Raw genomic sequence first — 26,275 nt, 5'->3', positions numbered from 1 at the left:
GGTGCGGCGTCCGCGTGACGCCGATGCCGGGTTCTCGGGTTGACATTCGCTCCCAGGATTGCGTACGGTACGCCTGACTACGTAGTCACAAGGAGCCGCAGATGAGCAACTGGCCGAACCCGATCCTGTTCGGGGCCGCATACTACTTCGAATACCAGCCCGACACCGCCGAAGGATTCGACACCAAGGCCGCCCGGACGCGGCTCAAGACCGATCTCGACCTCATGGTCGAAGCCGGGTTCTCGGTGATCCGCGTCGGCGAGTCCGTATGGAGCACTTGGGAACCGGAGAACGGCCGGTTCGAACTCGACTGGCTCCAGCCGGTCCTCGACGGCGCCCGCGAGCGCGGCATCGCCGTCATCCTCGGCACCCCCACCTACGCCGTCCCGCCGTGGCTCGTGCGCCTCTACCCCGAGATCGCCGGCGAGCACCGGACCGGCGAGCGCTTCGGCTGGGGCGGGCGCCAGGAGGTCGACTACACCCACGCCGCGTTCAAGTTCCACGCCGAGCGGGTCATCCGCAAGATCATGGCGCGCTACGCCGACCACCCGGCCGTGATCGGCTTCCAGGTCGACAACGAGCCCGGCCTCCGGATCTTCCACAACGAGGGCGTCTTCCAGCAGTTCGTCGACCGCCTGCGGCACCAGTACGGCGACGTGGAGACCCTCAACCGCGAATGGGGCCTGGTCTACTGGTCCCACCGCCTCTCGACCTGGGCGGACCTGTGGCGCCCCGACGGGAACGCGCAGCCGCAGTACACGCTCGCGTGGCGCAAGTTCCAGGCCGACCTGACCACCGAGTTCATCGCCTGGCAGGCCGACCTCGCGCGCGAGTACGCGCGCGAGGACCAGTTCGTGACCACGTGCATCTCCTACTCGCGCCCCGGCATCGACGACCCCTCGCTCACCGACGGCCTCGACGTGACCGCGGGGAACCCGTACTACGCGATGCAGGACGGCCTCGAGATGCCCGCCAAGGGCGGCGGCGACGCCATCGACTGGAACACCAAGGGCGCCTGGGCGCTCTACCACTCGGCCGACCGCATGTACTCCTCGAAGCAGGCGCCGTACCTGGTCACCGAGACCAACGCGCAGGCCATCGGCATGTCGTGGTGGAACGAGCCGGCCTACGACGGCCAGTGGCGCCAGGCCGCCTGGGCGCTGGTCTCGCGCGGCGCGGCCATGATCGAGTACTGGCAGTGGCAGACCCTCCACTTCGGAGCCGAGACGTACTGGGGCGGGGTCCTCCCCCACAGCGGGCGGCCCGGCAGGACCTACCGCGAGCTGGCGCGGATCGGCAGAGAACTGCGCAAGACCGGTGGGGCCCTTGACGGTCTGGTGCCGGGTGCTGACGTGGCGGTGCTGTACTCGAAGCGCAGCGAATGGGCGCTGGCGGCCGAGCCGCAGATCCAGGCCGACGACGGGAACCCCGAGCACCGTTCGTTCGAGGTCATCCACGGCCCGTTCTACCGGGGCGCGTTCGACGCGGGACTCCAGGCTCGGATCATCCACACCGGCCAGTTGGGCACGCCGGAGGAAGCGGTGGCGGAGTACCCGGTGCTGGTGGCCGCGGGGCTGTACGCCGAGGACGACGCCATGCTCGACTGGCTCACCGCTTATGCGGCGGCCGGCGGGCACCTCGTGGTCGGTCCGCGCACGGGCTACGCCGACGAGGAGGCGCGGGCGCGCCGGGAGGTGCAGCCCGCCAGGCTCCGCGAGGCGGCCGGGGTCTGGTACGAGGAGTTCGCGAACCTCACCGGCGAGATCGCCGTTCGGGCCCCGGAGGGTTCGCCGCTGGAGCTGGCATCCGGTGCGGCGGCGGTGAAGTGGGCCGACGGCCTGAACGTGGAGGGTGCACAGACGCTCGCCGAGTACGTACACCCGCATTACGGCCGGTTCGCCGCGGCGACGACGCAGCCGCACGGCGCGGGCCGGATCACCTATGTGGGCGCGATCCCCAACTCGGCCTTCGGGAAGTCGCTGTTCGAGTGGGCCGTCCCCGGGAACGCGTGGCGGCCCGAGCACCCGAGCCTCACGGTGACCAGCGGTGTCACCGGCGCGGGGCGGACGGTGCGGTTCGTGCACAACTGGTCCTGGAACGAGGTCGACTACCCGCTGCCCGCGGCGGCGACCGACGCGATCGACGACGCCGATCACGAGGCGGGCACGGCGCTGCACCTCGGCCCGTGGGACGTGAAGGTCCTCATCGAGCGGTGACGAACGGACGGTGGCCGGGCTCAATGGGCAAGGCCACCGACCTTCGCGGGTCGGACGCCGCATGTCGGACCCACCTGCGACCGTTGAACAAGGGCGACGCTTCCCGGGCGCCGATGGCGTTGCCCGTGCCCGGAGACGACCCGGCGAACGACGGGCGGTCGACGCGTTTCGCGTCGGCCGCCCGTCGGCGTCATCGGTCGAAGGGGACGAGCTCGAGCGACGCGATCGTGTCGGGGGCGTTCATGGCCTCGATGCTCGCCACCTTGCCATCGACCACCGCGAACGCCAGCACCGAGCGCGGCTTCCCGCCCGGGGCCCACATCGCGCCGGCGAGACCGTCGACCAGGACCGGGACCGCGGCCTTGGCCTTGCCGTTGAAGATCGCGGCCACGGAGGCGGCGCCGATGACCTCGCGCCCCGAGAAGCCGGTCGCGACGGCGGCCTCGTCGGCGACCACGACGATGTCGGGATCCAGCACGGCGAGGAGGTCCTCGAAGCGCCCTTCGCGGGCGGCGGCCAGAAACGCCTCGACCACCGACCTCCGCTGCCGCGCATCGCGATCCGCTTCCGCGCGGTCGCGCCCCTCGCGCACGCGCCGGCGCGCGCGGCTCGCGAGCTGCCGCGTCGCCTCCGTCGTGCGGTCGAGGACCGGCGCGATGCGGTCGAACGGCACGCCGAACATGTCGTGCAGCACGAACGCCACCCGTTCTGCGGGCCCGAGCGCGTCGATGACCACCTGGAGCGCCAAGCCGACCGAATCGGCCATGACGGCGTCGGACTCCGGATCGCCGCCGGCGCCCGGAGCCGAGGCCAGCGGCAGGTCGGCGTCGAGGGCGTCCTCCTGACGGTGGCGGCGGGAGCGCAGCAGGTTCAAGCAGATCCGCGAGACCACGGTGGTGAGCCAGCCGCGCAGGTTCTCCACCGCAGCGGTGTCGGTGCGGGCGAATCGCATCCACGCCTCCTGCACCGCGTCGTCCGCCTCGCCGGTGCTGCCGAGCATCCGGAACGCGACGGCACGCAAATGCGCTCGGTGCTCCTCGAAGCGCAGCACCGCATCGTGATCGAAATCGACGCCGTCGTTCATCGCATCCTCCGCTCGGGCTCATCACTGTACTGACCCGCCGGGGCCCGAAGACGTGACGAGGAGTGGTCGCGAGCACAGACGGGCGCTCGGCCGGGTGCTGCTGTGCGAGGCCCTCATCCCGCTCGCGGACGGCACGCTGATCCTCGTCCACGGCGGCAGCGCCGCCGCCGCGTTCGGCATCCACTACGCCACCGCCGCGCTCGTGGTCGCCGCCGGCATCCTCCAACTGCAGGTCGCGCGCCGCCCCTGAACTGCGCAAATGCGTTGCAGGCGTTGGCATCGGCTGTGATACTCGGCCGGTGACCTTCATCAGACGCGAGACCGAGGGCGACGCGCCCCTCATCCATACCCTCCACGACGCCGCCTTCGCCACGGTCGCTTACGCCTCCGGGACGGAGGCGGCGATCGTCGATGCGCTGCGCGGCAGCGAGGACTGGGTACCGCAGCTCTCGCTCGTGGCCGAGGCCGACGGGAGACCCGCCGGGCACGTGGTCTGCTCGTACGGGCGGCTGGGCGAGCGGCGAATCCTCGGCCTCGGACCGATCGGCGTGGACCCCTCCCTGCACGGCAAGGGGATCGGATCGGCCCTGATGCACGCGGCCATAGCGGCCGCGGACGCGCTGGACGAACCGGCGATCATCCTCCTCGGCAACCCGGACTACTACGGCCGCTTCGGATTCGAGTCGGCCGCGCCACTCGGGATCGAGCCTGAGGACCCGAGCTGGGGGAGCGCGTTCCAGATCCGCAGGCTCGCCGGCTGGAGCGACGACCTGCGCGGCCGGTACACCTACTCCCCCGGGTTCGGCGCGCAGAACTGATGGGGAGGCGCCGTCGACGGCGGCAGCTGCAGAACATCGCGGCGGCGCTGCGTCGCCGCATGGCCCGGAAGGCGAGCGGCCGGGCCCGAGTAGGCTCGGGTCCGCCTGCTCCCCCGCCCCCTTCCCGCTGAACGTGAGGTGCCCATGGCCGCAAGAGAAGTCAAAGCCTTCGCCGATGGGACGCGATACGTCCCGGCCGGCGAATGGGCACGGGCCTGGGCCTGGCTCATCGATGCCGTCGTCGTCATGCTCGGGTTCGTCACCGGGGTCGTGGTCCTGGTGCTGATCGACGATGCCCAGGGCCTCAGCGGCGGCGTGATCGTGCTGGTGGTGGGCGCGCTGGTCGTGGGCATGCCCCTGCTGTACGGCCTGTGCTACACCAACGGCCGCGCGCTCGGCGCGCTGCTCACCGGCACGCGCCTGGTGCGGCTGCGCGACGGCGGGAGGATCGGCGCGAAAGGTCCGTGGGCGATGCTGATCCGCACGATCCTGCTGCCTTTGGCGGTCCTCGCGGTGGTCACCGGCGGCACCGCGGACGGGACGTTCCGGCGCGTCAGCATCGATGTCGCGCTGACGCGTCGGCTCGCCGAAGTCGACCCGAACGGCGGCGTCCGGCTGCCGCCCCGCAGGGCCTTAGTCCGGGCTCAGGCCGCCCGGGCCGGTTCCGGTTCGGGTCCCGGCCGCGGGAGGTCCCGCAGGTTCCGCAAGGGCGAGAAGAAGACCGGCAGGAACGCCAGGCAGACGCCGATCGCGCCGATCCAGAGCGTCGCCCTCGCCCCGGCGAACTCGCCGAGGACGCCGCCCATGAGCGCGCCCACCGCGCTGAGGCCCCAGGCCAGGAAGCGGACCGTGGCGTTCATGCGGCCCAGCAGCCGGTCGGGGGTGAGGCGCTGCCGGAAGCTCACCTGGTTGACGTTGTAGACGACCGCGCCGATGCCCACGGTGCCCATGCCGAGCGCGGCGATCCAGACGCGCCAGCCCGGTTCGGCGGCGGGGAGCAGGAGCAGTCCGGGTGAGGAGATGAGTGTCGAGATCCAGATGGCGCGGCCTTCACCCAGCCAGGCCGTGACGGGTCCGGTCACGAATGCGCCGATGAGGCCGCCGACGCCGAACACGCCGAAGAACAGGCCGATCGTCCCCGGCGTCAGGCCCAGGTCGCGCGGCAGGAACACCACGGCCATTGCCATGTAAGCGCCCATCCAGAGGTTCCACCAGCTGGTCGCGGCCACGATGGACGCCAGGATGCGGTTGCGGAAGACGAACGCGAGCCCTTCCTTGATGTCGGTGAGGATCCGGGCGTCCCGGGCGACTCGGGGTTTGGGCTCGCGGCGGCGGATGCGAACGAGGAACAGCGCGGAGGCGCCCATCGCGACGGCGTCGAAGGCGAGGGCCACCGGCGCGGTGAGCCAGCCGATGAGCTGTCCGGCGAGGACCGGACCGCCGAGTTGGGCGGTCGAGCGGACCACTTCGAGCTTCGCGTTGCCTTCGACGAGGTGCTCGCGGCCGACGAGGTGCGGCAGATAGCTCTGGTAGGAGACGTCGAAGAAGACGGTGAAGAGGCCGATCACGAACGCGACGGCGTAGAGCTGCCAGATGGTGAGCGCGCCTGCCCACCAGGCGATCGGGACGGTGGCGAGCACGGCGGCGCGCACGAGGTCGCTGACGATGAGGACCCGCCGACGGCGCATCCGGTCGACCCACGCGCCGGCGGGGAGGCCGATGAGGAGGAACGCCAGCATCGTCATCGACGAGAGCACGCCGACTTCGAGTTCACCGACGTCGAGCGCGATGACCGCGGCGAGCGGCAGCGCGAGCGTGGTGATCTGGTAGCCGATCTGGGCCACGGTGGTGGAGAGGAAGAGACCGCGGAAGTCGGGTTCGCGTAGGAGGCCGAGGCGGTCGCGTTTCGTGGGGGCGTCGGGGGCGGGGGCGCCGAGGGAGATCACGCGATTGAGTATTCCCAATCAATTGGGAAAAGTCAATCGCAGCTGCCGCTAGGATGAGGTGGTGTCAGACCAGCGCGGATCAACAGGCTCCGAGGACGACCGGCCGCTCGCCACCGAGGCCGAGGCCAAAGCGGTGGCCTCGGCGATGCGACTGCGCATCCTGCGGTTGTGCCTCGACCGCGCGCTCACCAACAAGGAGATCGCCCAGCGCCTCGACGCGAACCCGGCGACGGTCCTGCACCACGTGCGCAAGCTCGTGGACACCGGATTCCTCACTCCGCAGCAAGAGCGGACCGGCGCCCGGGGATCGCGGGAGATCCCCTACCTGGCGACACGGAAGTCGTGGGCGCTGCGCCTGGGCGAGGAGTTCAAGTCGGACCTCTCCACCGCGATGCTGGAGGCCTTCCGCACCGAGGTCGCACAGGTCCCCGACCCGAAGCAGGTGAACGCGGGACGGCTCGGCATGCGACTCAACGAGGAGCAGTACAAGGAAGTGAGCGCCCGCTTCAAGGAGCTCTTCGACGAGCTGGCGGCGATCGAACCGGGGCCGGGGGCGCGGCCGTACTCGGTGTTCATGGCGATCCACCCGGACACGGGACGAGACTAGGCCGTGGTCAAGGCTCCGGCCTTCAGAACGGACGCTGCCGGTGCACGGCTCGCAAGCGCCGCCGAGATCCCGATCCAATGCCGGCGCACGGGTACGGCAGCCGTCGCCGCGCAGACGCGTACGAAAGGCCGGGAACGAGAACCCCTCAGATCTCGCTCCCGGCCGCTGAGTGAAGCTTGCGAGCCGCGTATCGGCCCCTTCGACGCTTGCGCGCTCCACACGCTGCGGTCGCCGGTCACTTCCGGTCGAGCAGCGCCTGGACCTTGGCGCGGACCTCGGGCGTGTCCAGGCCGCGGATCATCAGCGTGGTGCGGCGCCGCAGGACGTCCTCCGCCGTCTCCGCCCATTCGACGTCGCGCGCGTAGACGACCTGCGCCATGATCTCCGGCGCGTCCGGGTGCACGCGCTGAGCGAGCTCCGGGTGCTCCCCCGCCAGGCGGGCGATGTCGAAGGCGAGCGAGCCGTAGTGCGTCGCAAGGTGCTTCGCGGTGTCCGCGCCGAGGTTCGCCAGCGGCGAGCCGCCGTCCGAGAGCAGTCGGTGCTCGACCGCGTGCGGATTCGCGATGCCCGGCAGCGGCAGGCGGTACGGGAGGTTCGCCATCGGCTCCATCTCGGCACCGAGCGAGTAGCCCGGCAGGGCCGCGAGCTTCTTCATCACGGTCCGTCCGATGTGGCGGAACGTGGTCCATTTGCCGCCCGCCACCGAGAGCATCCCGCCGCGCCCCTCGGTCACCACGGTCTCCCGCTTTGCTTTCGAAGTCGCGCCCGGACCGCCCGGCAGGACCCGCAGGCCCGCGAACGCGTATGTGATGAGCTCGGGATGCAACTGCTCCGAGCGCACCGAGAGGCTCGCCTCGTCGAGGATCTGCTTGAAGTCGGCCTTGGTCGGCGCGACCTGGCCCGGGTCGCCTTCGTAGATCTCGTCCGTGGTGCCGAGCAGGAGCATGTCCTCCCACGGCAGCGCGAACGTGATGCGGTACTTGTCGACCGGCGTCGCCAGCGCCGCGCCCCAGTCGGCGGTGCGCTTGAGCACCAGGTGCGCGCCCTTGGAGAGCCGGATCGACGGGTCGGCCACAGGGTTCTCCATGCGGCGCAGGTGGTCCACCCAGGGTCCGGTGGCGTTGAGGACGACGTGGGCGTTCACGCCGAACTCGGTGCCGTCGACCTTGTCGCGCAGGTCGGCGCCGGTCACGCGGCCGTCGGTGAACCGCAGGCCGGTCACTTCGGCGTAGTTCAGCGCCGTGGCGCCCGCTTCGACCGCCGCGCGGGTGGTCATGAGGGCCATGCGGGCGTCGTTCATCTGGCTGTCGCCGTAGACGGCGACGGCTTTGAGGTTCTTGACGCGCAGTTCCGGCACGGCCTCGCGGGCCTTGGCGGGGCTGAGCAGGTGGCCGACGCCGTCGCCGAAGCCGGAGAGCGCGGAGTAGGCGAAGACGCCCGCGCCGAGTTTCGCGGCACCGTGCGGGCCGCCTTTGTAGACGGGCAGGTAGAACTTGAGCGGGCGGGACAGGTGCGGCGCCACCTGGCGGGTGACGGCGCGGCGTTCGAAGTGGTTCTCCGCCACGAGTTTGACCGCGCCGGTCTGGAGGTAGCGCAGGCCGCCGTGGAGGAGCTTCGAGGAGGCGGAGGAGGTGGCGCCGGCGAAGTCGCCGGCGTCCACGAGGGCCACCCGCAGCCCCGACTGGGCGGCGTGCCAGGCGGTGGAGATGCCCAGGATGCCGCCGCCGATGACGAGCAGGTCGAACGTGGCGCTCGACAGCTGCTCGCGCGCTTCGGCTCGGCCCATCCGCCCCGTGAAGCGAATGGAACCGGTCGGGTTCGCCTCCGGGCCGGAGACGTGCTGCAAGGTGGTCATCGCGATGCTCCCTCTACTCGTCCTGCCAGCCCATGGTCCGCTCGACGGCCTTGAGCCAGTTCTTGTATTCCCGGTCGCGGACCTCGGGGTCCATGTCGGGGGTCCATTCGGCGGCGCGGCGCCAGTTGACGCGCAGGTCCTCGACGCCGTCCCAGAAGCCGACCGCGAGACCCGCGGCGTAGGCGGCGCCGAGGCAGGTGGTCTCGGCGACCATGGGGCGCACGACGGGCGCGTCGAGCACGTCGGCGAGGAACTGCATGAGGAGGTTGTTGGAGGTCATGCCGCCGTCGACCTTGAGCGTGACCAGTTCGACGCCGGAGTCCTTGACCATGGCGTCGCTGATCTCGCGGGTCTGCCAGGCGGTGGCTTCCAGGACGGCGCGGGCGATGTGGGCCTTGGTGACGTACCGGGTGAGGCCCGCGATGACGCCGCGGGCGTCGGAGCGCCAGTAGGGCGCGAAGAGCCCGGAGAACGCCGGCACGAAGTAGGCGCCGCCGTTGTCCTCGACGGACATCGCGAGCGTCTCGATCTCGGCCGCGGTCTTGATGAGGCCCATCTGGTCGCGCATCCACTGGACGAGCGCGCCGGTGACGGCGATCGAGCCTTCGAGGGCGTAGACCGGGTCCTGGTCGCCGATCCGGTAGCCGACGGTGGTGATCAGGCCGGACTTGGAGTGGATGAGCTTCTCGCCGGTGTTCATGAGCATGAACGTGCCGGTCCCGTAGGTGGACTTGGCCTCGCCGGTGCTGAAGCAGGTCTGTCCGAAGAGGGCGGCCTGCTGGTCGCCGAGGGCGGAGGCGACGGGCACCCCCGCGAGGAGTCCGCCGAGCGGGCCGCCGGTGACGGTGCCGTAGACCTCGGAGGAGGAGCGGATCTCGGGGAGCACCTGCATGGGCACGCCCATTTCGGCCGCGATCTCCTCGTTCCACTTGAGGTCGTCGAGGTTCATGAGGAGGGTGCGCGAGGCGTTGGTGACGTCGGTGACGTGCACGCCGCCGTTGACGCCGCCGGTGAGGTTCCAGATGACCCAGGAGTCCATGGTGCCGAAGAGGAGTTCGCCGGCTTCGGCGCGTTCACGCAGGCCCGGGACGTTGTCCAGGAGCCAGGCGATCTTGGGGCCGGCGAAGTAGGCGGCGAGGGGGAGGCCGGTCTCGCGGCGCCAGCGGTCCTGGCCGACGTCGCCGCCGAGCTTCTTGCAGAGGACGTCGGTGCGGGTGTCCTGCCAGACGATGGCGTTGTGGACGGGTTTGCCGGTGCGCTTGTCCCACAGCATGGTGGTCTCGCGCTGGTTGGTGATGCCGATCGAGAGGATGTCCTCGCGGGAGGCGCCGGCCTTGACCATGGCGCCGGAGACGACGTCCTGCACGTTCTTCCAGATCTCGGCGGCGTCGTGCTCGACCCAGCCGGGTTTCGGGAAGATCTGCTCGTGCTCCTTCTGGTCGACGGCGACGATGCGGCCGTCGCGGTCGAAGATGATGCACCGCGAGGAGGTGGTGCCCTGGTCGATGGCGGCGATGAACGGGCCGGTGTGCGTGTCGGTCATGGTTCGCTCCAGAACGTCGTTGTCGTGGTGGGAGTCGGCGAGGGATACGTCGATTGTGTCCGCATGGCTATGCGAAGGCGATGTTGTAGAGGCCGCCGGCGAATGCCGCGCCGACGAGGGGGCCGACGACGGGGATCCACGAGTAGCCCCAGTCCGAGCGGCCCTTGCCTTTGAGGGGCAGCAGGGCGTGCACGATGCGCGGGCCGAGGTCGCGGGCGGGGTTGATGGCGTAGCCGGTGGGCCCGCCGAGGGAGAGGCCGATGCTGACGACGACGAGCGCGGTGATGAGCACGCCGAGGGTGCCGAGGCCGTTCCCTTCGTCGTTGAGCCCCTGGGTGAGGATCGCGATGACGAGCACGAAGGTGCCGATGATCTCGGTGAGGAGGTTCTGCCCGGTGTTGCGGATCTCGGGCCCGGTCGAGAAGACGCCGAGGACCGGTCCGGACTCGGCGTCCTTGGCGCCCTCGATGGCGTCGGCCTGGTGGGCGAGGTCGGCCATGTGAACTTTGAACTGTCCGTAGTAGGCGACCCAGGCGAGGAAGGCGCCGAGCATCGCGCCGATCAGTTCGGAGGCGAGGTAGAGCGGGACGTCCGCCCACTCGGTGCCGCCCTGGATGGCCAGGCCGAGGGTGACGGCCGGGTTCAGGTGGGCGCCGGAGACGCCGGCGGCGACGTAGGCGCCGGTGAGGACCGCGAATCCCCAGCCGAAGGTGATGGCGAGCCAGCCCGCGTTCTGGGCCTTGGACTTCTTGAGGGTCACCGCGGCGCACACGCCCGCGCCGAGGAGGATCAGCAGCGCGGTGCCGAGGATCTCTCCGATGATGATGTCTGCGTTGGACACACCGACTCCTTTGTCTGCGTCCGAGGCCGTCACCGGGGGGTTCCGACCTCGTTGGAAGGGCTTGTTCGACTCGGAAGGCGAGGCGGACGCTGAAACCCGTTAAGCGTTCGACAATGCCGACCGATGTACGAAAGTGTTCTCCTTCATCACCGACGCGTCAAGTATTATGTGATCGCCATCACATCCTTAGTTGCGAACCAACCGAAACGCCTGCAAGACAGGCATACCAGGGTCACACGACAGGCGAAGAAATATGGCGGAATCGGGCGAAACGCTAGAAGGGCTTGGCCCCGAGGTCCCGCGAGACGGAGCGTGCCGTGTCGCGGACGGCGGCGATGAGCTCCGGACGCAGTTCGCCGTCCCGGCAGACCCGCTCGACGGCACCGGTAATGCCGACCGAGCCGACCGCGAGACGGCGCCGGTCGTAGATCGGGGCCGCCACCGCGGCCACCCCTTCGAAGGTCTCCTCGTTGTCCGCGGCGTAGCCCTGGGCGCGGGTCAGGTCCAGCGTCCGCTCGATCTCGTCGAGCTCGGTGACCGTGCGGGCCGTGAACGGCTCGCGCTTGGCGTCGACCAGTTCGGCGTGGGCCACGGGGTCGGTCGCGGCGAGGACCTTGCCGAGGGCCGTCGAGTGCAGCGGCTGCATCGCGCCGACCTCGAGGACCTGACGGCTGTCGTCGGGGCGGAACACGTGGTGGACGATGAGCACGCCGTGCTGGTGCAGCACACCGAGGTAGACCGCCTCGCCCGAGGAGCGCGCGAGGTCGTCCGTCCACACCAGGGCGCGGGCCCGCAGCTCGTGCACGTCGAGGTAGGTGGTGCCCAGGCGCAGCAGTTCGGCGCCGAGCTGGTAGCGGCCCGAGCCGGGGTCCTGCTCGACGAAGCCCTCGTGCTGGAGGGTGCGCAGGATGCCGTGGGCCGTGGCCTTCGCCAGGCCGAGCGAGGAGGCGATGTCGGACAGGCCGAGGCGCCGCTCGCCGCCCGCGAGCAGCCGCAGCATGGCCGCCGCCCGCTCCAGCGACTGGATGTTCTTGGCCATCCGAGCGCCTCCGTTCCTTCGGGATCCCACCCGGCCGTGAGCCGATGACGGCTCATGGGTCGCGCCGGGGCCGCGCCGAGCTCGGCGGGGACCATCTTAACGCTGCCGCGTTCGACAATGCTAAACGCTATCGGCTCTTGCCGACCAGGTTCGGGTCCAGGGCGGGGTCGTCCGAGGCTTGGGAACGTTCGCGCGCACGGGAACGGCGGCGGACCCGGAGGGCCCGCCGCCGTCGGAGGAAAGGACTAATAGCCGTAGCGGCTCTTGAGGTGGCGCCACCAGTCGCGCAGCATCCACTGGTCGAACGTGGTGATCGTCGAAGAGGAGCCGGCCTTCATGATGAAGCAGCATTGGCCCGTCGGCGTCCAGTCGTAGAAGTCGTCCAGGCCGAAGGTGTGGCCGAGCTCGTGCAGATAGATCGTGATCTGCGTGGAGCTCAGTGAGTTCACGAAGTACTCCTGGCCCATGCGCTGGCCCCAGTCGCCGCCCGCGCCGCCGCCCATGCCCTGGGTCAGCCACAGGCTCTGGTCGTAGTGGCGCGCCGCGCCGCCCGGGCACCGGGAGTAGTTCCCGTCCTGGTGGAAGAACCGCCCGCAGTCCTCGGAGCACTGCGGCGCGTCCTCGCGGATGTCTCCGATGTAGACGTCGACCGAACTGTCGCTCCACTGGAGGAGGTTGCGGTCGTAAGCGGCCCAGCCGACGACGTTCACGTCGATCCGGTCGAACGGCCACTCGCTCCAGCCCTTCATCTGGTCGAACCAGAGGTCGTACTGCTGCTGGAGCTTCGCCTCGATCGCGTCGCGCGTCTGCACCGAAACCGAGTTCCGCGAGTCCCAGCGGACGCAGTAGTTGATCGTGCCGCCGGTGGCCATCACCTGGTCCCAGCCGAAGTTGCGGAAGTCCAGGTCGTAGGTGTCCTCGACGTGCGCCCAGACCTCGCCCAGCGGCTGGACCAGATTCGAGGGCGGGTTCCACTCGTCCTGGCCGGGACCGCCCGTGGGCACCTCGGTGGGCGAGGCGGTGACGTTGGTGGGCGGGTTCGTGGGCGAGGGGCCGACGGCGCCGGTGCAGGTGTTCCCGTTGAGCTCGAACGAGGTCGGCACCGCGTTGTCGCTGCCGGTGAAGGTGCCGCTGAAGCCGAAGCTCGCGGAAGCGGCGGCCGCGATCCGCTTGTTGTGTTCCACGCCCGTGGCGGTGACGTGCGCCCCTGACTGGGCCGCGGTGGTGTTCCAGGCGTTCTGGACCTTCTGGGTGCCGGGGAAGTCCCATTCGAGCTTCCACGGGTCGACCGCGGCGTCGCCGAGGTTGGTGATCTCCACATTGGCGTTGAAGCCGCCGGGCCACGAGGCGGTGACCTGGTAGTCGACCTTGCAGCCGACGGTGGCCGCCTCGGCCGTCATGAGGGTGAACGCCGTCGCGCCCGCGGCGACCACGGCCACCGCTGTCGCGGCGATCGCGGCGCGCAGGCGCCGTCTACTGGGGAGTGCCGGTCCCATGTTCGTTTCCCGTCTCATAGCGGCGGCCGGGCCGGGCCCGGCCGCCTTGGAATTGAGCTAACGTGAGTGCGGCTTCGCACCGCATACAGGTGACCGTGACGAGACTGTGCACGATCACACGATCAGGTTATATCGAGGAGTTTCGATGCACAATGCTCCGGTGGGCTTCCGAGAACTCGACGAGCGCTTCGCGGTCGCCGGCGACGACTACCTCGAATGCCTGTTCTCCGGCGGGCGCTGGACCGAGGGCCCGGTGTACGTGCCCTCCGGGAAGTACCTGCTGTTCAGCGACATCCCGAACGACCGGATCATGCGCTGGGACGAGACCGACGGTTCGGTGAGCGTCTTCCGCTCCCCCGCCGGGTACGCCAACGGGCACGCCCTCGACCGGCAGGGCCGCCTGGTCTCCTGCGAGCACGGGGCGCGGCGCGTGACGCGCACCGAACTGGACGGCTCGCTCACCGTCATCGCCGACCGCTGGGAGGGCAAGCGGTTCAACAGCCCCAACGACGTGGTGGTCGCGAACGACGGCGCGATCTGGTTCACCGACCCGCCCTATGGGATCACCAGCGACTACGAAGGTCACCGGGCGGAACCGGAGATCGACGGCTGCCACGTGTACCGAGTGGACCCCGGCACCGGTGCGGTCGAGCGCGTAGCCGACGACTTCGAGCGTCCCAACGGGCTCGCCTTCTCCCCCGACGAGTCCGTGCTCTACATCGCCGACACCCGCCGCGGTCACCTCCGCCGCTTCGACGTCGACGGCGGGAGGCTCAGCGGCGGCGAGCTGTTCTGCGAGTCCCCCGGCGGGAACTTCGACGGCCTGCGCGTGGACGTCGAGGGCCGGGTGTGGGCCGCGGCGGCGGACGTCTACTGCTTCCACCCTGACGGCACCCACCTGGCGACCTTGCCGATCCCCCAGCCCTCGGTGTCGAACCTGGTGTTCGGCGGCCCGAAGCGCAACCGGCTGTTCATCACCGCCACGGACTCGGTCTACTCGATCATGCTGAACACCAACGGGGCCTGGAGCCTCTAAGCCGGAGGGGCGGACCGGCTGTCTGAGGATCGTCTTCAACTTGGCTTCGGAGGTCCGCCGCGGGTCGCTGAGATAGATTTCGTGGTGGTCGCCGTTGAAGGTCAGCCCATGCTCCGGCATGAACGACCGATGCATGCGATCCAAGGTGGACGAGATGGACTCGTACGAGCCTATGTGGAGGATCTGCGCGCACGTGCCCTCGGTGAGCGTCTGCAGCCGGACGAGGCCGAGCGAGGGGTTGGGCCGCTTCTGGGCGACCGCCGCCGCGGCGGTCGCGGTCATCGCCTCGGTGACCCACTCCGGCTGATTCACCAGCAGCGTCCACTCCCAGGACTCCTTGCGCAGTTCAGCGAAGACATGCGGGTCCTCCGCGCGCCACAAGCCCTCGAGCGGTGCGACGACGAAGTCCCGTCCGAGCGCGTTCTTGCTGGTGAACTTGAGCGCGTAGGACATCCCGTAGAGCGCCTCGACGGCCTGCGCGAAGGCCCCGGAGTCGGGGTCGCCGCTCCCGTCGACGGAGAGGTACTGAAGCTCGGGAACCTCCACGACGGCGAAGTCCGCAGCCGACGCCGAGTACAGGTCCCGGTGCGCCTTCTTGACATCGTACTTGTCCATCACCGCAGCATAAGCCGCTCCCCGTCCACCAGAGTGGAACACCGACGAGGTCGGGGATGTCGATCCCGTCGAAGACGATGCCGACGCCCGCGAGGAGGGTGCCGGCCACGGGCCCGAGGGCGATGCCCCAGGCGCCGCCAGGAGGGCTTCGCCATGTTGCGGCAATGAAAACTTTCTTCACTTCATTGACAACTCAAGAAGTGTTCCGTCATTCTGGTCGGTACATCGAGGACCGGTGGCGTGCCCGCCGGGGCGCCCGGCTCTTGGAACGGAATGCGAGGACTTACACCCCATGAATCCCCATGCCCTGATGCGTCGGTGCTTCTCGGCCGTCGCCGCGCTGTCCCTCGCGGCCGGCGCGCTCGCGGTGGCCGCGCCCGGCGCCGCCGCCCAGGAGGACGACACCGACACCCTCCGGATCGCCACGAACCAGGAGGTCGACACCTTCAACCCGTTCAAGCGGCGGTTCGTGATCACCTACGAGACCAGCATGATGACGTACGAGACGCTGGTCCGGATGAGCGCCGAGAACTACGAGCCGGTGCCGGGCCTGGCGACCGAGTGGGAGGAGTCCGCGGACGGTCTGACGTGGACGTTCCGCATCCGTGAGGGCGCCACCTGGTCTGACGGCGAACCGCTCACCGCGGACGACGTGGCCTACACGTACGGGCTGCTCATCGAGAACCAGGCGATCCGCGACTGGAACATCGACTTCGCTCAGAACCTCGTGAGCGCCGAGGCGACCGACGAGTCGACGTTCGTGCTGACACTGGCCGCCCCCGCCCCCGCGGAGGTACTCAGCCGGGAGGTCTACATCGTCCCCGAGCACATCTGGTCCGAGTACCCCGACCCGGCGGCGGACGACGCGAACCAGCTGCCGCTGGTGGGCTCGGGCCCGTTCCAGGTCACCGAATACCAGACGGACGAGTTCATCCGCCTCGAAGCCAATGAGGACTACTGGGAGGGCGCGCCCGGCTTCGACGAGGTCGTCTACGACTACTACGTCGAGACCGACGCGGCCGTGGCCGCACTCGAAGCGGGCGAGGTCGACATCGTCGGCAACGGCATGCAGGGGGCGCTCAACCCGGCCCAGATCGACGCGCTCAAGTCCCAGGAGCACGTGACCACCAACGACGTGCAGGGCCGCCGGTACGTCTCTCTCACCATCAACCACGGCACGGTGACGAAGGACGGCACCGAGTTCGGCGACGGGCACCCGGCGCTGAAGGACCCGTCCGTGCGGCGGGCGCTGCACATGGCGATCGACAAGCAGGCCCTCGTGGACACCGTTCTCGACGGCAGCGGCACCCCGGCGACCTCGCTGATCCCCGCGATCTTCGAGCAGTGGCACTGGGACGGGGGCGACGCGCTCGTCCAGTTCGACCTCGCCGAGGCGAACCGGCTGCTCGACGAAGCCGGTTACGCGCGCGGCGACGACGGCATCCGCACGATGCCCGGCGGCGGCGAGCCGCTGAACTTCCGGTTCTACCACCACGCCGACAACACCGCGTACGCCACCATCGTGGAGTTCGCGACCGAGTGGTGGGCCGAGCTGGGCATCGCGGTCGAGGCGCAGGCGATCGAGCAGGGCACCCTGAACGACCTGGCCTACCTGGGCGAGTTCGACATCGCGTTCTCCGGCTGGGGTGTGGGACCGAACCCGACCGAGCAGCTGGGCATGCACACGTGCGCGGTGCTGCCGACCCTCACCGACGGCTCGGAGCGCTCGAGCGAGAACTCCTACTGCAACGCCGAGTTCGACGGGCTGCACGAGCAGCAGAAGGTCGAGTCCGACCCCGGAGCGCGGGCGGAGCTCGTGAAACTGCAGCAGGAGCTGCTGTACACGGAAACGCCGGTGATCTGGCTGTACTACCAGAACGTGATGGAGGCCTACAACCACGACCGGGTGACCGGCATGACCTCGCAGCCGACCGAGGGCGGCATGTACACCGGCCAGCAGGGCTTCACGTGGGCGTACTACACGGCGCAGCCCGCGGGCTCGACCGAGGACGGCGGCGCGCCGATGGGCGTGTGGATCGCCGTCGGGGCGGCGGCGGTCGCCGTCGCGGCGGCCGCGGTGGTCTTCGCGATGCGGCGCAAGAAGACGGCTGACGAGCGCGAATGACCGAGCGTTCCCTGCCCGTGGACGGCGCCTCGGTCGAGGCGCCGTCCACGGGGCGCGGCCGGGCCTCGAGCGGCTTCGGGCGCTACCTGTTCAAGCACGTGAGCGGCGCGGCCGTTTCGCTCCTGCTGGTCCTGTTCTCCTCGTTCTTCATCTTCCGGCTCATCGCCGGGGACCCGATCGACCAGCTCACCAAGGAACGGCCGGTCTCGGCCGAGCAGCGCGCGGCGATGCGCGCCGAGATGGGCCTCGACCGGCCGCTGTGGCAGCAGTTCTGGGACTACATCACCGGCACGCTCACCATGGACCTCGGCGAGTCGTTCCAGTACCGCCGGCCGATCTTCGACCTCATCGTCGAACGGCTCCCGGCCACGCTCCTGCTCTCGGGCACCGGGATGGTCCTCGCAGTGCTGCTCGGATTCTGGATCGGCACCCGCTCGGGTTGGAAGCAGGGCAGCAGGTTCGACAAGGGGCACGTGGCGACCGGGCTCGTCCTCTACTCGGCGCCCACGTTCTGGCTCGGCATGATCGTGATCCTCGTCTTCGCCCGGTACCTGGGACTGTTCCCCGTCAACGGGATGCGCTCGCCGAGCACCCCGCCCGACTTCTGGTCGCAGGCCGTCGACATCGGCCACCACCTCGTGCTGCCGGTGCTCACCTACACGGCCGTGGTCTACGCCGGGTACCTGATGATCATGCGTTCCTCCATTCTGGACGAACTCGGCAGCGACTACCTGACCACCGCCCGCGCCAAAGGGCTGCGCGACGACGAGGTGCGCCAGCGGCACGCCGTGCCGAACGCGCTGCTGCCCACCGTGACGCTCGTGTTCCTCGCGCTCGGCTCGGTCGTGAACGGCTCCATCGTCACCGAGACCGTCTTCAGCTGGCCCGGCCTCGGCACGCTGTTCGTGAACTCGATCTTCTACCCGGACCGGCCCGTGCTGCAGGCGCTGTTCGTGCTGTTCTCCAGCTCCACCATCCTCGCCGTGCTGTGCGCCGAGATCCTCTACTGGTTCATCGATCCCAGGATTCGCAGGTCATGACGACGACAACAGTCTCACCGCGCGCGCTCAGACGGGCGCGGCGGCGGCAGTCCTTCGCCCGCTCCTGGGCCGCCTACCGCAGTCAGCGGACCGGCATGATCGGCCTGGTCCTGCTGGGAGCCATCGTGGTCCTCGCGCTCGCCGCCCCGATCCTCATCGACGAGTCCGCCCTCAGCGTCACCCGCGCCACGGGCGAGCGGATGGCTCCGCCGAGCGCCGCCTACCCGCTCGGCACCGACGAGACCGGCAGATCGATTCTCGCGCTGACCCTCTGGGGCTCGCGCCTCTCGCTCGTGATCGGACTGACCGCCACCGTGGTCGCCATCGTCATCGGCACCACCGTGGGCGTCACGAGCGGCCACATCGGCGGCTGGTACGGCTGGATCGCGCTGCGCCTCTCCGACTGGTTCATGGTGCTGCCCAGCCTCGTCGTGGCCATCGCGCTGCTCGCCGTCCTCGGCCGCAGCATGGCCACCACCATCACCGTGATCGCCCTCGTCTCCTGGCCCGGCACGACCAGGCTCGTGCGCGCCCAGACCCTCACCGTGCAGTCGCGCCCGTACCTGGAGCGCGCCAAAGCCCTCGGCGCGGGGCACTGGCACCAGATGACCAAGCACCTCCTCCCCAATGTGCTGCCGCTGGTGCTCGCCAGCGCCACGCTGCTCGTGCCCTCGGCGATCCTCATGGAGTCCTCGCTGGCGTGGCTGGGCCTGGGCGACCCGAGCGTGGTGTCGTGGGGCTCGATCCTCAACCGCGCCTCGGAGAACGGGGCGGTCTCGGCGCACGCGTGGTGGTACCTGCTGCCGCCGGGTCTGGCGATCCTGGTGGTGGTGCTGGCGTTCATGATGTGCGGCCGGGCGTTGGAGGCCGTGTTCAATCCGAGGCTGCGGGGTGGGTCGTGACGCTGCTGGAGTTCAGGGACCTGCGGGTGACGTACCGGGGTTCGCGCGGGCGGCTGCCGGCCGTGCGGGGTGTGGATCTGCGCGTGGACGCCGGGGAGACGCTGGGGATCGCCGGGGAGTCGGGGTGCGGGAAGTCGACGCTGGCGATGGCGGTGCTGCGGCTGCTGCCGAAGAGCGCCGAGGTGAGCGGGGAGATCCTGCTCGACGGCGAGGACCTGCTGCAGATGGGATGGGGGCGGCTGCGGGCGGTGCGGTGGACGGGCGCGTCGATCGTGTTCCAGGGGGCGATGCATTCGCTGAACGCGGTGCAGCGCATCGGGAGGCAGATCGCGGAACCGATCCTGGTGCACGAGGCGAAGACGACGCCGGGGGCGGCGGCGCGGCGGGCCGAGGCGCTGCTGGAGCGGGTCGGGCTGCCGCCGTCGCGGGCGCGGAGTTTCCCGCATGAGCTGTCGGGCGGGCAGCGGCAGCGCGTGATGATCGCGATGGCGCTGGCGTGCGATCCGGATCTGATCATCGCCGATGAGGCGACGACGGCGCTGGACGTGATGGTGCAGGCGCAGGTGCTGCGGTTGATCTCGGACCTGGTGACCGAGCGCGGGGTGGGGCTGGTGATGATCAGCCACGACCTGTCGGTGCTGTCGGCGGTGTGCGACCGGGCGGCGGTGATGTACGCGGGTCGGATCGTCGAGGAGGGTCCGGCGCGTGCGGTGTTCGCGCAGGCGCGGCATCCGTATTCGGCGGCGTTGGGGGCGGCGTTCCCGGTGATCGGGGATCCGGCGGCGCGGATGCATCCGGGTGGCCTGGCGGGCGATCCGCCGGATCCGGCGCGGTTGCCGGAGGGGTGTTCGTTCCGGCCGCGGTGCGCGGTGGCGGTGGAGCGGTGCGGCGGGGAGTCGCCGGAGCTGCTGGCGCTGCCCGTGCGCGGCTCCGCGAGCGTCGCCGGCGGTTCGTCGTGGTCGAGTGCTTGTTTCGTTGCGCAGGAAGGGATGCCCGTTGTCCTCTGAGGAGAAGACGCTCACGGCCCGGGGCCTGCGGGTCGAGTTCGGGTTGCCGGGCGGGCGGGTCGCGCGGGCGGTGGACGGGGTGGACCTGGACGTGGCGCCCGGTGAGATCGTGGCGCTGGCGGGCGAGTCCGGCTGCGGCAAGACGACGCTGGCGCGGACGCTGCTCGGTCTGGAACGGGCGACGGGCGGCACGGTGGCGTTCGACGGGGTGCCGCTGCGGTATTCGACGCGGGCGTTGAAGGCCTACCGGCGGCAGGTGCAGTTGGTGCTGCAGGACCCGACGGGCGCGTTGAATCCGCGGCACACGGTCTACGACGCGGTGGCCGAGGGGCTGCGGATCCACGGGATCGCCGATGACGAGCCGGGCCGGGTGGCCGAGGCGCTGTCGCGGGCGGGCCTGCGGCCGCCGGAGCAGTTCTTCCTGGCGTACCCGCATGAGCTTTCGGGCGGGCAGCGGCAGCGGGTGGTGATCGCGGGGGCGCTGGTGCTGCGGCCGAGCCTGCTCGTGGCGGATGAGCCGGTGGCGTCGCTGGACGCTTCGGTGCGCGGGGAGATCTTGTCGCTGCTGTTGCGGCTCAAGGAGGAGCAGGGCCTGGGGGCGCTGGTGATCACGCACGATCTGGGTCTGGCGTGGAGCATCGCGGACCGGATCGCGATCATGTACCTGGGTCGGATCGTCGAGCAGGGCCCGGTGGAGCAGGTGCTCACGGCGCCGAGGCATCCGTATACGCGGGCGCTGGTGTCGGTGCTCCCGGACTCCCCTGTGGCGGAGCCGATCGTGCTGGCCGGGGAGCTGCCGGACGCGTCGCGGATCCCGGGCGGGTGCCGGTTCCGGCCGCGATGCCAGGAGGCGGCCTCGGGGAATGCCGCTCCGGTGCTGCACCAGTGCTCGGGTGAGGACTTGCAGATCCTTGGGCCCGAGTCGAAGCCGCATCTCGTCGCGTGCCATCTGGATCGCACGTTGCACGGGGATGCGAGGATGGCGGGGTGAAGATACTCGTGAGTGCCGATATGGAGGGCGCCACGGGCGTCACCTGCCCCGACGACGTGCTGCCGGGAGGCCCTGGCTGGGAGCGGATGCGGCCGCTGTTCACCGACGAGGTGAACGCCGCTGTGGAGGGCCTGCACCGGGGCGGGGCCCGCGAGATCGTCGTGAACGACGCGCACTGGTCGATGCGGAACCTCATGGCCGAGCGGTTCGAATGGCCGGTCACGCTGATCGCCGGGCGCCACAAGGATCTCTCCATGATGGAAGGCGTGCAGGGCGCTGACGCAGTGGTGTTCCTGGGGTATCACGCCGGGGCGGGCTTGGAGGGCGTGCTCGCGCACACCTACCTGGCGAACACCATCACGGGCGTGTGGCTCGACGGGGTGCGTGCGAGCGAGGGCCGGTTGAACGCCGCCGTGGCCGCCGAGTTCGGGGTGCCGGTGATCATGGTGACCGGCGACGACAAGACGATCGAGGACGCGCGGGGCTATGCGCCCGGGGCGGTCGGTATCGCGGTCAAGGACTACGTCTCGCGGTACGCGGCCGCGTGCCGCACGCCGAAGTGGGCAGTCCGCGCGATCCGCAAGGGCGCGGCCGAGGCGGTATCGCTGGCCGGGCGGCGTGAGCCGGTGCTGGAGGCGCACCGGATCGAGGTCGAGTTCGACGCGGAGCATCTGGCCGGGGCGGTCACCGTCATCCCGGGCGTGGAGCGTGATGGCGAGCGGCGGGTCGCGTTCGAGCTGCCCACTATGTATGCGGCCATCCGGTGCTTCAAGGCCGTCACGACGATCGCTTCGGCGTCCATGGAGGAGCATTATGGTTGACGCGCGGGCGCTCGACGAGGTCGTGCGCTTCACGTCCGAGCTGATCCGGATCGACACCACGAATCACGGCGGCGGGGACGGGAACGAGCGTGAGGCCGCCGAGTACGCGGCCGGGAAGCTCGCGGAGGTCGGCGTCGAGGCGCGGATCCTCGAGAAGGCCCCGAATCGCTCCAATGTGGTCGCTCGCATCGAGGGCGAGGACCCGGAGGCCGATGCGCTGCTGGTGCACGGTCACCTCGACGTGGTTCCGGCCGAAGCTGCGGACTGGAGCGTGCACCCGTTCTCCGGGGAGATCCGCGACGGGATGCTCTGGGGGCGCGGCGCGATCGACATGAAGAGTATGAACGCCATGGTCCTCGCCACCGTGCGCGCCTGGGCGAGGGCCGGGGTCCGGCCGCGGCGGCCGATCGTCGTGGCGTTCACGGCCGACGAGGAGGCCAGTGCCGAGTACGGCGCTGGGTACCTCGCGGAGGCGCACGCGGAACTGTTCGCGGGGTGCACCGAGGGCGTCTCGGAGTCGGGCGGGTTCACCTTCCACGGCGGGAACGGACTGCGGCTCTATCCGATCGCGGCCGGTGAGCGCGGTACGGCGTGGCTGCGGCTCTCGGCTTCGGGGACGGCCGGGCACGGCTCGAAGGCCAACCCGGACAACGCGGTCGGGAAGCTGGCGGCCGCCGTCGCGCGGATCGGCGCGCACGAGTGGCCGCTGCGGTTGACGCCCACGGTGCGGGCGGCGTTGACGGAGCTCGCCGAGGTCTACGGCGTGGAGCCGGATCTGGACGACGTCGACGGGCTGCTGGCGAAGCTGGGACCCGCGGCGCAGTTGGTCGAGTCGACGCTGCGCAACAGCGCGAACCCGACGGTGTTGCGGGCCGGGTACAAGGTGAACGTGATCCCCGAGCACGCTTACGCCGAAGTGGACGGCCGGGTGCTGCCCGGCGGTGAGGCCGAGTTCGAGGCCACGATGGAGGCACTGTGCGGGCCTGACGTGCAATGGGAGTACCAGCACCGCACGCAGCCGCTCGCCGCTCCGGTCGACTCCCCCGCGTTCGCGGCGATGCGCGCGGCGGTCCGGAAGTTCGACCCCGAGGGGCATCCGGTGCCGTTCTGCATGTCCGGCGGCACGGACGCGAAGCAGTTCGCGCAGCTGGGCATCACCGGTTACGGCTTCTCACCGCTCGGGCAGACGGCCGAGCTCGGATACGGGCGGCTCGCGCACGGCGTCGACGAGCGGGTCCCGGTGGAGGGGCTGCATTTCGGGGTGCGGGTCCTGGACGATTTCCTGCGGAACGCATAGAGGAGCACAGTGGTGCAGCAGTCCCCTTACGGTGCTTGGGCATCGCCGATCACGGTCGAGATGGTCGCGGAGGCCGACGGCTGGCCCGGTGCGCTGGGGGCGGTCGGCGGGGAGCTGTGGTGGACCGAGCCGCGCCCGGCCGAGGGCGGGCGGCGGGCGCTGATCCGGCGGCGCGAGGACGGCACCACCGAGTCGGTGCTGCCGCCGCCGTGGAACCCGCGCAACCGGGTCCACGAGTACGGCGGCCGCCCGTGGGCGGGCGTCATGCGCGAGGACGGGCCGGTCGTGGTGTTCACGAACTTCGCCGACCAGCGGCTCCACCGGTTCGAGCCGGACGACGGCGGCGAGCCGGTGCCGCTGACGCCGGAACCGGCCGTCCCAGGCGGGCTGCGGTTCTGCGAGCCGGTGATCGTGGAGCGCTTCGGTGAGGCCTGGGCGGTCATGGAAGAGTTCACCGGGGAGCGCCCGACCGACGTGCGGCGGGTGCTGGCGGCGGTCCCGCTCGACGGATCGGCCGCCGCCGACCGGTCGAAGATCAGGGAGCTCACCGACGGCTCATACCGGTTCCTGACCGGACCGAAGGTCGGCCCCGGTGAGGAGACGGTCGGGTACATCGCGTGGAACCATCCGCAGATGCCCTGGGACGGCACGGATCTGCGGATCGCCGAGATCGATCCGGCGGGCGAGCTGCGGATGGACCGCCGCGTCGCGGGCGGAGCCGGCACCTCGATCGCGCAGGTCGAGATCGGCGGGAACGAAGCAGCCGCCGAGGTCTACTACGCCTCGGATGCGACCGGCTGGTGGAACCTGCACTGGCGGGACTGGTTCGACGAGTCCACAGGAATGCTGATCCGAGCCGAGGAGGAGTTCGCCGGCCCCTTGTGGACCCTGGGGTCGCGGTGGTTCCTGCCGATACCCAGGCCGGGCGCTCAGTGTGCGTTCGCCATGATTCACGGCAAGGGCGAGAACCGCCTCAGCCTGTACGGCGACGGGACTCAGGAGCTGCGGCCGGTCGCGGGCCCGTGGACCGACTGGCTCGGCGGGCTCTGCGTGATCGGCGACAAGGTGTACGGCCTGGCGGCGAGCCCAGTGTCCGGGTACGAGCTGGTCGAAGTGGACTCGTACACGGGCGCGGCCCGGGTGATCGCGAACGCGCACACCGACAAGGTCGATCCGGCCTACTACCCCGTCCCCGAGCATCGGACCTTCCGTGGTCCGGACGGGCGTGAGATCTATGCCCACGTCTACCCGCCGCGCAATCCCGAGTTCACAGGACCCGAGGGGGAACGGCCGCCGTATGTGGTGTGGGTGCACGGCGGGCCCACGAGCGGTGTGCGCGCAGTGCTCGACATGGAGCTGGCGTACTTCACCTCGCGCGGGATCGGCGTGGTCGAGGTGAACTACGGCGGGTCCACGGGCTACGGGCGCGAATACCGGGAGCGGCTGCGTGAGCGGTGGGGCGAGGTGGACGTGGAGGACTGCGCGGCCGTGGCCCGGGCGCTCGCCGCCGAAGGCACGGCCGACCCGGCGCGGCTCGCGATCCGCGGCGGCAGCGCCGGGGGCTGGACGGCCGCCGCGTCGCTCACTTCGGAAGCGGCCCAGGGCCTCTATGCGTGCGCGGTGGTGAAGTACCCGATCCTCGACCTCTCGGGCTGGACCGGGAACGACACGCACGACTTCGAATCGCAGTACGTGTACTCGCTCGTGGGCCCGCCCGAGGTGCTGGAGGAACGCTCCATCGAGCGTTCGCCGGTGCACCACGCCGACCGCATCGAGGTGCCATTCCTTCTCTTGCAGGGCCTGGAGGACGCGATATGCCCGCCGGCGCAGGCCGAGCAGCTGCTGCGGGCCGTGGCGGGCCGGGGCGTGCCGCACGCCTACCGCACGTATGAGGGCGAGCAGCACGGCTTCCGGCAGGCGTCGACCATTGTGGATGCCGTGCTCGCCGAGCACGCGCTCTACGCGCAGGTCCTCGCGTTCCCCGTTCCCGACTTCGAACTGGAGCTGGAGCCGTGAGCCTCGAACCGCTGCGCCGCCCGAGGCGGCTCGTCCCGGGCGACCGGGTCGCGATCGTCTCCCCAGCGAGCCCGTTCCCTCCAGGGGGCCTGGACGCCGGTCTCGAGGTGCTGCGCGGCTGGGGGCTCGAGCCGGTCGTGATGCCCGGTGCGGCTGCGACCACGGGGTACCTGGCCGGGGCGGACGGCGACCGGGCCGTCGGCTTCGCGAAGGCCTGGCTCGACCCGTCGTTCGCGGCCGTGATCGCCTCGCGGGGCGGCTACGGCTCGCAGCGGATGATCGAGCACGTCGACTGGGAGGCCCTGGCCTCGGTCGAACCGAAGGCGTTCGTCGGCTTCAGCGACATGACCGCGGTGCACGAGGCGGTCGCGCTGGAACTGGGTACGGCCTCGATCCACGGTCCCATGCCGAGCTGGACGCAGTTCGCCGAGAATCCCGTGGTGCAGGAGCACCTGCGGCTGGCCCTGTTCGAACCTGAACGGGCCCAATGGATCGCGTCGGCCACCGCCACGACGATGCGGGGCGGCACGGCCACCGGCGTGACCTTCGGCGGGACGCTGACGCTCCTGGCAGCCGAGGCGGGCACGCTCCACCATCGGCGGGACGTGGCGGGCGGACTGCTGCTCCTGGAGGACATCGGCGAAGCGCCGTACCGGATCGACCGGGCGCTGACGCAGCTGCGGCGGGCCGGATACTTCGACGGGATCGCCGGGGTCGTGCTCGGCTCGTGGGTCGACTGCGGGCCGTATGAGGAGGTCCGCGAGGTGCTGTACGACCAGTTCTTCGGGAGGGCCATCCCGGTGGTGGAGGAGTTCGGATTCGGGCACTGCGCCGGTGCGCTCACGATTCCCTTGGGGCTCAAGGCGACCTTGGACGCCGATGCGGGGACTCTCGAATTCGCGGAGCCGGCACTGCGCTAGCACTACCGTCAGAGAATCGAGATGCGCTGAACGGTTCCGGCTCGATTCATTCGGGATCGC

The 26,275-nt window shown here is 70.3% G+C and carries 21 protein-coding genes and 2 pseudogenes; 15 read left to right on the top strand and 8 right to left on the bottom strand.

The features are described 5' to 3' along the window. The first annotated feature begins 101 nt into the window (after positions 1-101). Positions 102-2,216: a beta-galactosidase gene (locus JHY01_RS10225; RefSeq protein ID WP_205325532.1), complete on the top strand. Its 2,115-nt coding sequence runs from the start codon at positions 102-104 to the stop codon at positions 2,214-2,216. 190 nt (positions 2,217-2,406) lie between these two features. On the opposite strand, the gene JHY01_RS10220 is transcribed toward JHY01_RS10225, so the two are convergent. Next, positions 2,407-3,300 carry a sigma-70 family RNA polymerase sigma factor gene (locus tag JHY01_RS10220; RefSeq protein WP_205325531.1) on the bottom strand — a complete coding sequence of 298 codons (894 nt, stop codon included), beginning with the start codon at positions 3,298-3,300 and terminating at the stop codon, positions 2,407-2,409. 52 nt (positions 3,301-3,352) lie between these two features. Between JHY01_RS10220 and JHY01_RS10215 the strand changes: the two genes are divergently transcribed. From JHY01_RS10215 to JHY01_RS28095, 3 genes and pseudogenes are all read left to right on the top strand, one after another. Further along, on the top strand, positions 3,353-3,550 hold the full coding sequence (locus tag JHY01_RS10215) for a DUF4267 domain-containing protein (protein WP_205325530.1): 198 nt from the start codon (positions 3,353-3,355) through the stop codon (positions 3,548-3,550). A 49-nt stretch (positions 3,551-3,599) separates the two neighbouring features. Continuing rightward, entirely contained in the window at positions 3,600-4,118 is a 519-nt protein-coding gene (locus tag JHY01_RS10210) for a GNAT family N-acetyltransferase (protein ID WP_205325529.1), read from the top strand. Between the two features lie 144 nt (positions 4,119-4,262). Further along, positions 4,263-4,622 (top strand): annotated as a pseudogene (locus JHY01_RS28095) (RDD family protein); the annotation flags it as partial. Between the two features lie 140 nt (positions 4,623-4,762). Here JHY01_RS28095 and JHY01_RS10205 read toward each other — a convergent pair. Continuing rightward, positions 4,763-6,064 carry an MFS transporter gene (locus JHY01_RS10205; protein WP_205325528.1) on the bottom strand — a complete coding sequence of 434 codons (1,302 nt, stop codon included), beginning with the start codon at positions 6,062-6,064 and terminating at the stop codon, positions 4,763-4,765. 61 nt (positions 6,065-6,125) lie between these two features. On the opposite strand from JHY01_RS10205, the gene JHY01_RS10200 reads away from it, so the two are divergent. Next, positions 6,126-6,671, top strand: coding sequence for a transcriptional regulator (locus tag JHY01_RS10200; RefSeq protein ID WP_205325527.1), 546 nt, complete (start codon positions 6,126-6,128; stop codon positions 6,669-6,671). A gap of 235 nt (positions 6,672-6,906) precedes the next feature. Here the strand turns inward: JHY01_RS10200 and JHY01_RS10195 are convergent, their stop codons facing one another. From JHY01_RS10195 to JHY01_RS10175, 5 genes are all read right to left on the bottom strand, one after another. Next, complete coding sequence (locus JHY01_RS10195; protein ID WP_205325526.1) at positions 6,907-8,526, bottom strand: glycerol-3-phosphate dehydrogenase/oxidase; 1,620 nt, start codon at positions 8,524-8,526, stop codon at positions 6,907-6,909. A 13-nt stretch (positions 8,527-8,539) separates the two neighbouring features. Then, complete coding sequence (gene glpK / locus JHY01_RS10190; protein ID WP_205325525.1) at positions 8,540-10,069, bottom strand: glycerol kinase GlpK; 1,530 nt, start codon at positions 10,067-10,069, stop codon at positions 8,540-8,542. Between the two features lie 67 nt (positions 10,070-10,136). Continuing rightward, on the bottom strand, positions 10,137-10,910 hold the full coding sequence (locus tag JHY01_RS10185; RefSeq protein WP_205325524.1) for an MIP/aquaporin family protein: 774 nt from the start codon (positions 10,908-10,910) through the stop codon (positions 10,137-10,139). A 274-nt stretch (positions 10,911-11,184) separates the two neighbouring features. After that, positions 11,185-11,949: an IclR family transcriptional regulator gene (locus JHY01_RS10180; RefSeq protein ID WP_205325523.1), complete on the bottom strand. Its 765-nt coding sequence runs from the start codon at positions 11,947-11,949 to the stop codon at positions 11,185-11,187. A gap of 245 nt (positions 11,950-12,194) precedes the next feature. Continuing rightward, positions 12,195-13,445 (bottom strand): cellulose binding domain-containing protein, encoded by a 1,251-nt coding sequence (locus JHY01_RS10175; protein WP_205325522.1) that lies wholly within the window; start codon positions 13,443-13,445, stop codon positions 12,195-12,197. A gap of 145 nt (positions 13,446-13,590) precedes the next feature. Between JHY01_RS10175 and JHY01_RS10170 the strand changes: the two genes are divergently transcribed. Next, positions 13,591-14,481, top strand: coding sequence for an SMP-30/gluconolactonase/LRE family protein (locus JHY01_RS10170; RefSeq protein ID WP_205325521.1), 891 nt, complete (start codon positions 13,591-13,593; stop codon positions 14,479-14,481). Positions 14,482-14,565: 84 nt separating this feature from the next. Here the strand turns inward: JHY01_RS10170 and JHY01_RS27705 are convergent. Next, positions 14,566-15,096: pseudogene (locus JHY01_RS27705) on the bottom strand (GyrI-like domain-containing protein); the annotation flags it as partial. Between the two features lie 292 nt (positions 15,097-15,388). Here JHY01_RS27705 and JHY01_RS10160 point away from each other — a divergent pair. From JHY01_RS10160 to JHY01_RS10120, 9 genes are read left to right on the top strand one after another with little or no spacing between them, the layout of a single operon-like run. Then, positions 15,389-17,221, top strand: a complete 1,833-nt coding sequence (locus tag JHY01_RS10160) for an ABC transporter substrate-binding protein (RefSeq protein WP_205325520.1) — start codon at positions 15,389-15,391, stop codon at positions 17,219-17,221. Beyond that, positions 17,218-18,261, top strand: coding sequence for an ABC transporter permease (locus JHY01_RS10155; RefSeq protein ID WP_205325519.1), 1,044 nt, complete (start codon positions 17,218-17,220; stop codon positions 18,259-18,261). Before JHY01_RS10160 ends, JHY01_RS10155 begins: the two co-directional genes overlap by 4 nt. Next, the gene (locus tag JHY01_RS10150; RefSeq protein ID WP_205325518.1) at positions 18,258-19,163 is read left to right on the top strand and encodes an ABC transporter permease; all 906 of its coding nucleotides are present in this window, start codon (positions 18,258-18,260) and stop codon (positions 19,161-19,163) included. The genes JHY01_RS10155 and JHY01_RS10150 overlap by 4 nt, the downstream gene beginning before the upstream one ends. After that, positions 19,160-20,170 (top strand): ABC transporter ATP-binding protein, encoded by a 1,011-nt coding sequence (locus JHY01_RS10145; protein WP_205325517.1) that lies wholly within the window; start codon positions 19,160-19,162, stop codon positions 20,168-20,170. Before JHY01_RS10150 ends, JHY01_RS10145 begins: the two co-directional genes overlap by 4 nt. After that, positions 20,160-21,161, top strand: coding sequence for an ABC transporter ATP-binding protein (locus tag JHY01_RS10140; protein ID WP_205325516.1), 1,002 nt, complete (start codon positions 20,160-20,162; stop codon positions 21,159-21,161). Before JHY01_RS10145 ends, JHY01_RS10140 begins: the two co-directional genes overlap by 11 nt. Continuing rightward, the gene (locus JHY01_RS10135) at positions 21,158-21,982 is read left to right on the top strand and encodes a M55 family metallopeptidase (RefSeq protein ID WP_205325515.1); all 825 of its coding nucleotides are present in this window, start codon (positions 21,158-21,160) and stop codon (positions 21,980-21,982) included. The genes JHY01_RS10140 and JHY01_RS10135 overlap by 4 nt, the downstream gene beginning before the upstream one ends. Beyond that, positions 21,975-23,279: a M20/M25/M40 family metallo-hydrolase gene (locus JHY01_RS10130; protein WP_205325514.1), complete on the top strand. Its 1,305-nt coding sequence runs from the start codon at positions 21,975-21,977 to the stop codon at positions 23,277-23,279. Before JHY01_RS10135 ends, JHY01_RS10130 begins: the two co-directional genes overlap by 8 nt. 9 nt (positions 23,280-23,288) lie before the next feature. Further along, positions 23,289-25,295, top strand: coding sequence for a prolyl oligopeptidase family serine peptidase (locus tag JHY01_RS27700; protein WP_205325513.1), 2,007 nt, complete (start codon positions 23,289-23,291; stop codon positions 25,293-25,295). Continuing rightward, the gene (locus tag JHY01_RS10120; RefSeq protein WP_205325512.1) at positions 25,292-26,215 is read left to right on the top strand and encodes an LD-carboxypeptidase; all 924 of its coding nucleotides are present in this window, start codon (positions 25,292-25,294) and stop codon (positions 26,213-26,215) included. The genes JHY01_RS27700 and JHY01_RS10120 overlap by 4 nt, the downstream gene beginning before the upstream one ends. Positions 26,216-26,275 lie beyond the last annotated feature (60 nt).

The organism is Glycomyces sp. YM15 (assembly GCF_016918015.1).
In the GTDB taxonomy this organism is placed as follows: Bacteria; Actinomycetota; Actinomycetes; order Mycobacteriales; family Micromonosporaceae; genus Glycomyces.
This window is presented reverse-complemented; position numbering and strand designations above follow the sequence as displayed.

Bases quoted from the DNA above. Each gene is read 5' to 3' on its own strand.
- JHY01_RS10225 (WP_205325532.1), top strand. From the start codon at position 102: ATGAGCAACTGGCCGAACCCGATCCTGTTCGGGGCCGCATACTACTTC.
- JHY01_RS10220 (WP_205325531.1), bottom strand. From the start codon at position 3,300: ATGAACGACGGCGTCGATTTCGATCACGATGCGGTGCTGCGCTTCGAG.
- JHY01_RS10195 (WP_205325526.1), bottom strand. From the start codon at position 8,526: ATGACCACCTTGCAGCACGTCTCCGGCCCGGAGGCGAACCCGACCGGT.
- glpK (WP_205325525.1), bottom strand. From the start codon at position 10,069: ATGACCGACACGCACACCGGCCCGTTCATCGCCGCCATCGACCAGGGC.
- JHY01_RS10180 (WP_205325523.1), bottom strand. From the start codon at position 11,949: ATGGCCAAGAACATCCAGTCGCTGGAGCGGGCGGCGGCCATGCTGCGG.
- JHY01_RS10175 (WP_205325522.1), bottom strand. From the start codon at position 13,445: ATGGGACCGGCACTCCCCAGTAGACGGCGCCTGCGCGCCGCGATCGCC.
- JHY01_RS10170 (WP_205325521.1), top strand. From the start codon at position 13,591: ATGCACAATGCTCCGGTGGGCTTCCGAGAACTCGACGAGCGCTTCGCG.
- JHY01_RS10160 (WP_205325520.1), top strand. From the start codon at position 15,389: ATGAATCCCCATGCCCTGATGCGTCGGTGCTTCTCGGCCGTCGCCGCG.
- JHY01_RS10155 (WP_205325519.1), top strand. From the start codon at position 17,218: ATGACCGAGCGTTCCCTGCCCGTGGACGGCGCCTCGGTCGAGGCGCCG.
- JHY01_RS10150 (WP_205325518.1), top strand. From the start codon at position 18,258: ATGACGACGACAACAGTCTCACCGCGCGCGCTCAGACGGGCGCGGCGG.
- JHY01_RS10130 (WP_205325514.1), top strand. From the start codon at position 21,975: ATGGTTGACGCGCGGGCGCTCGACGAGGTCGTGCGCTTCACGTCCGAG.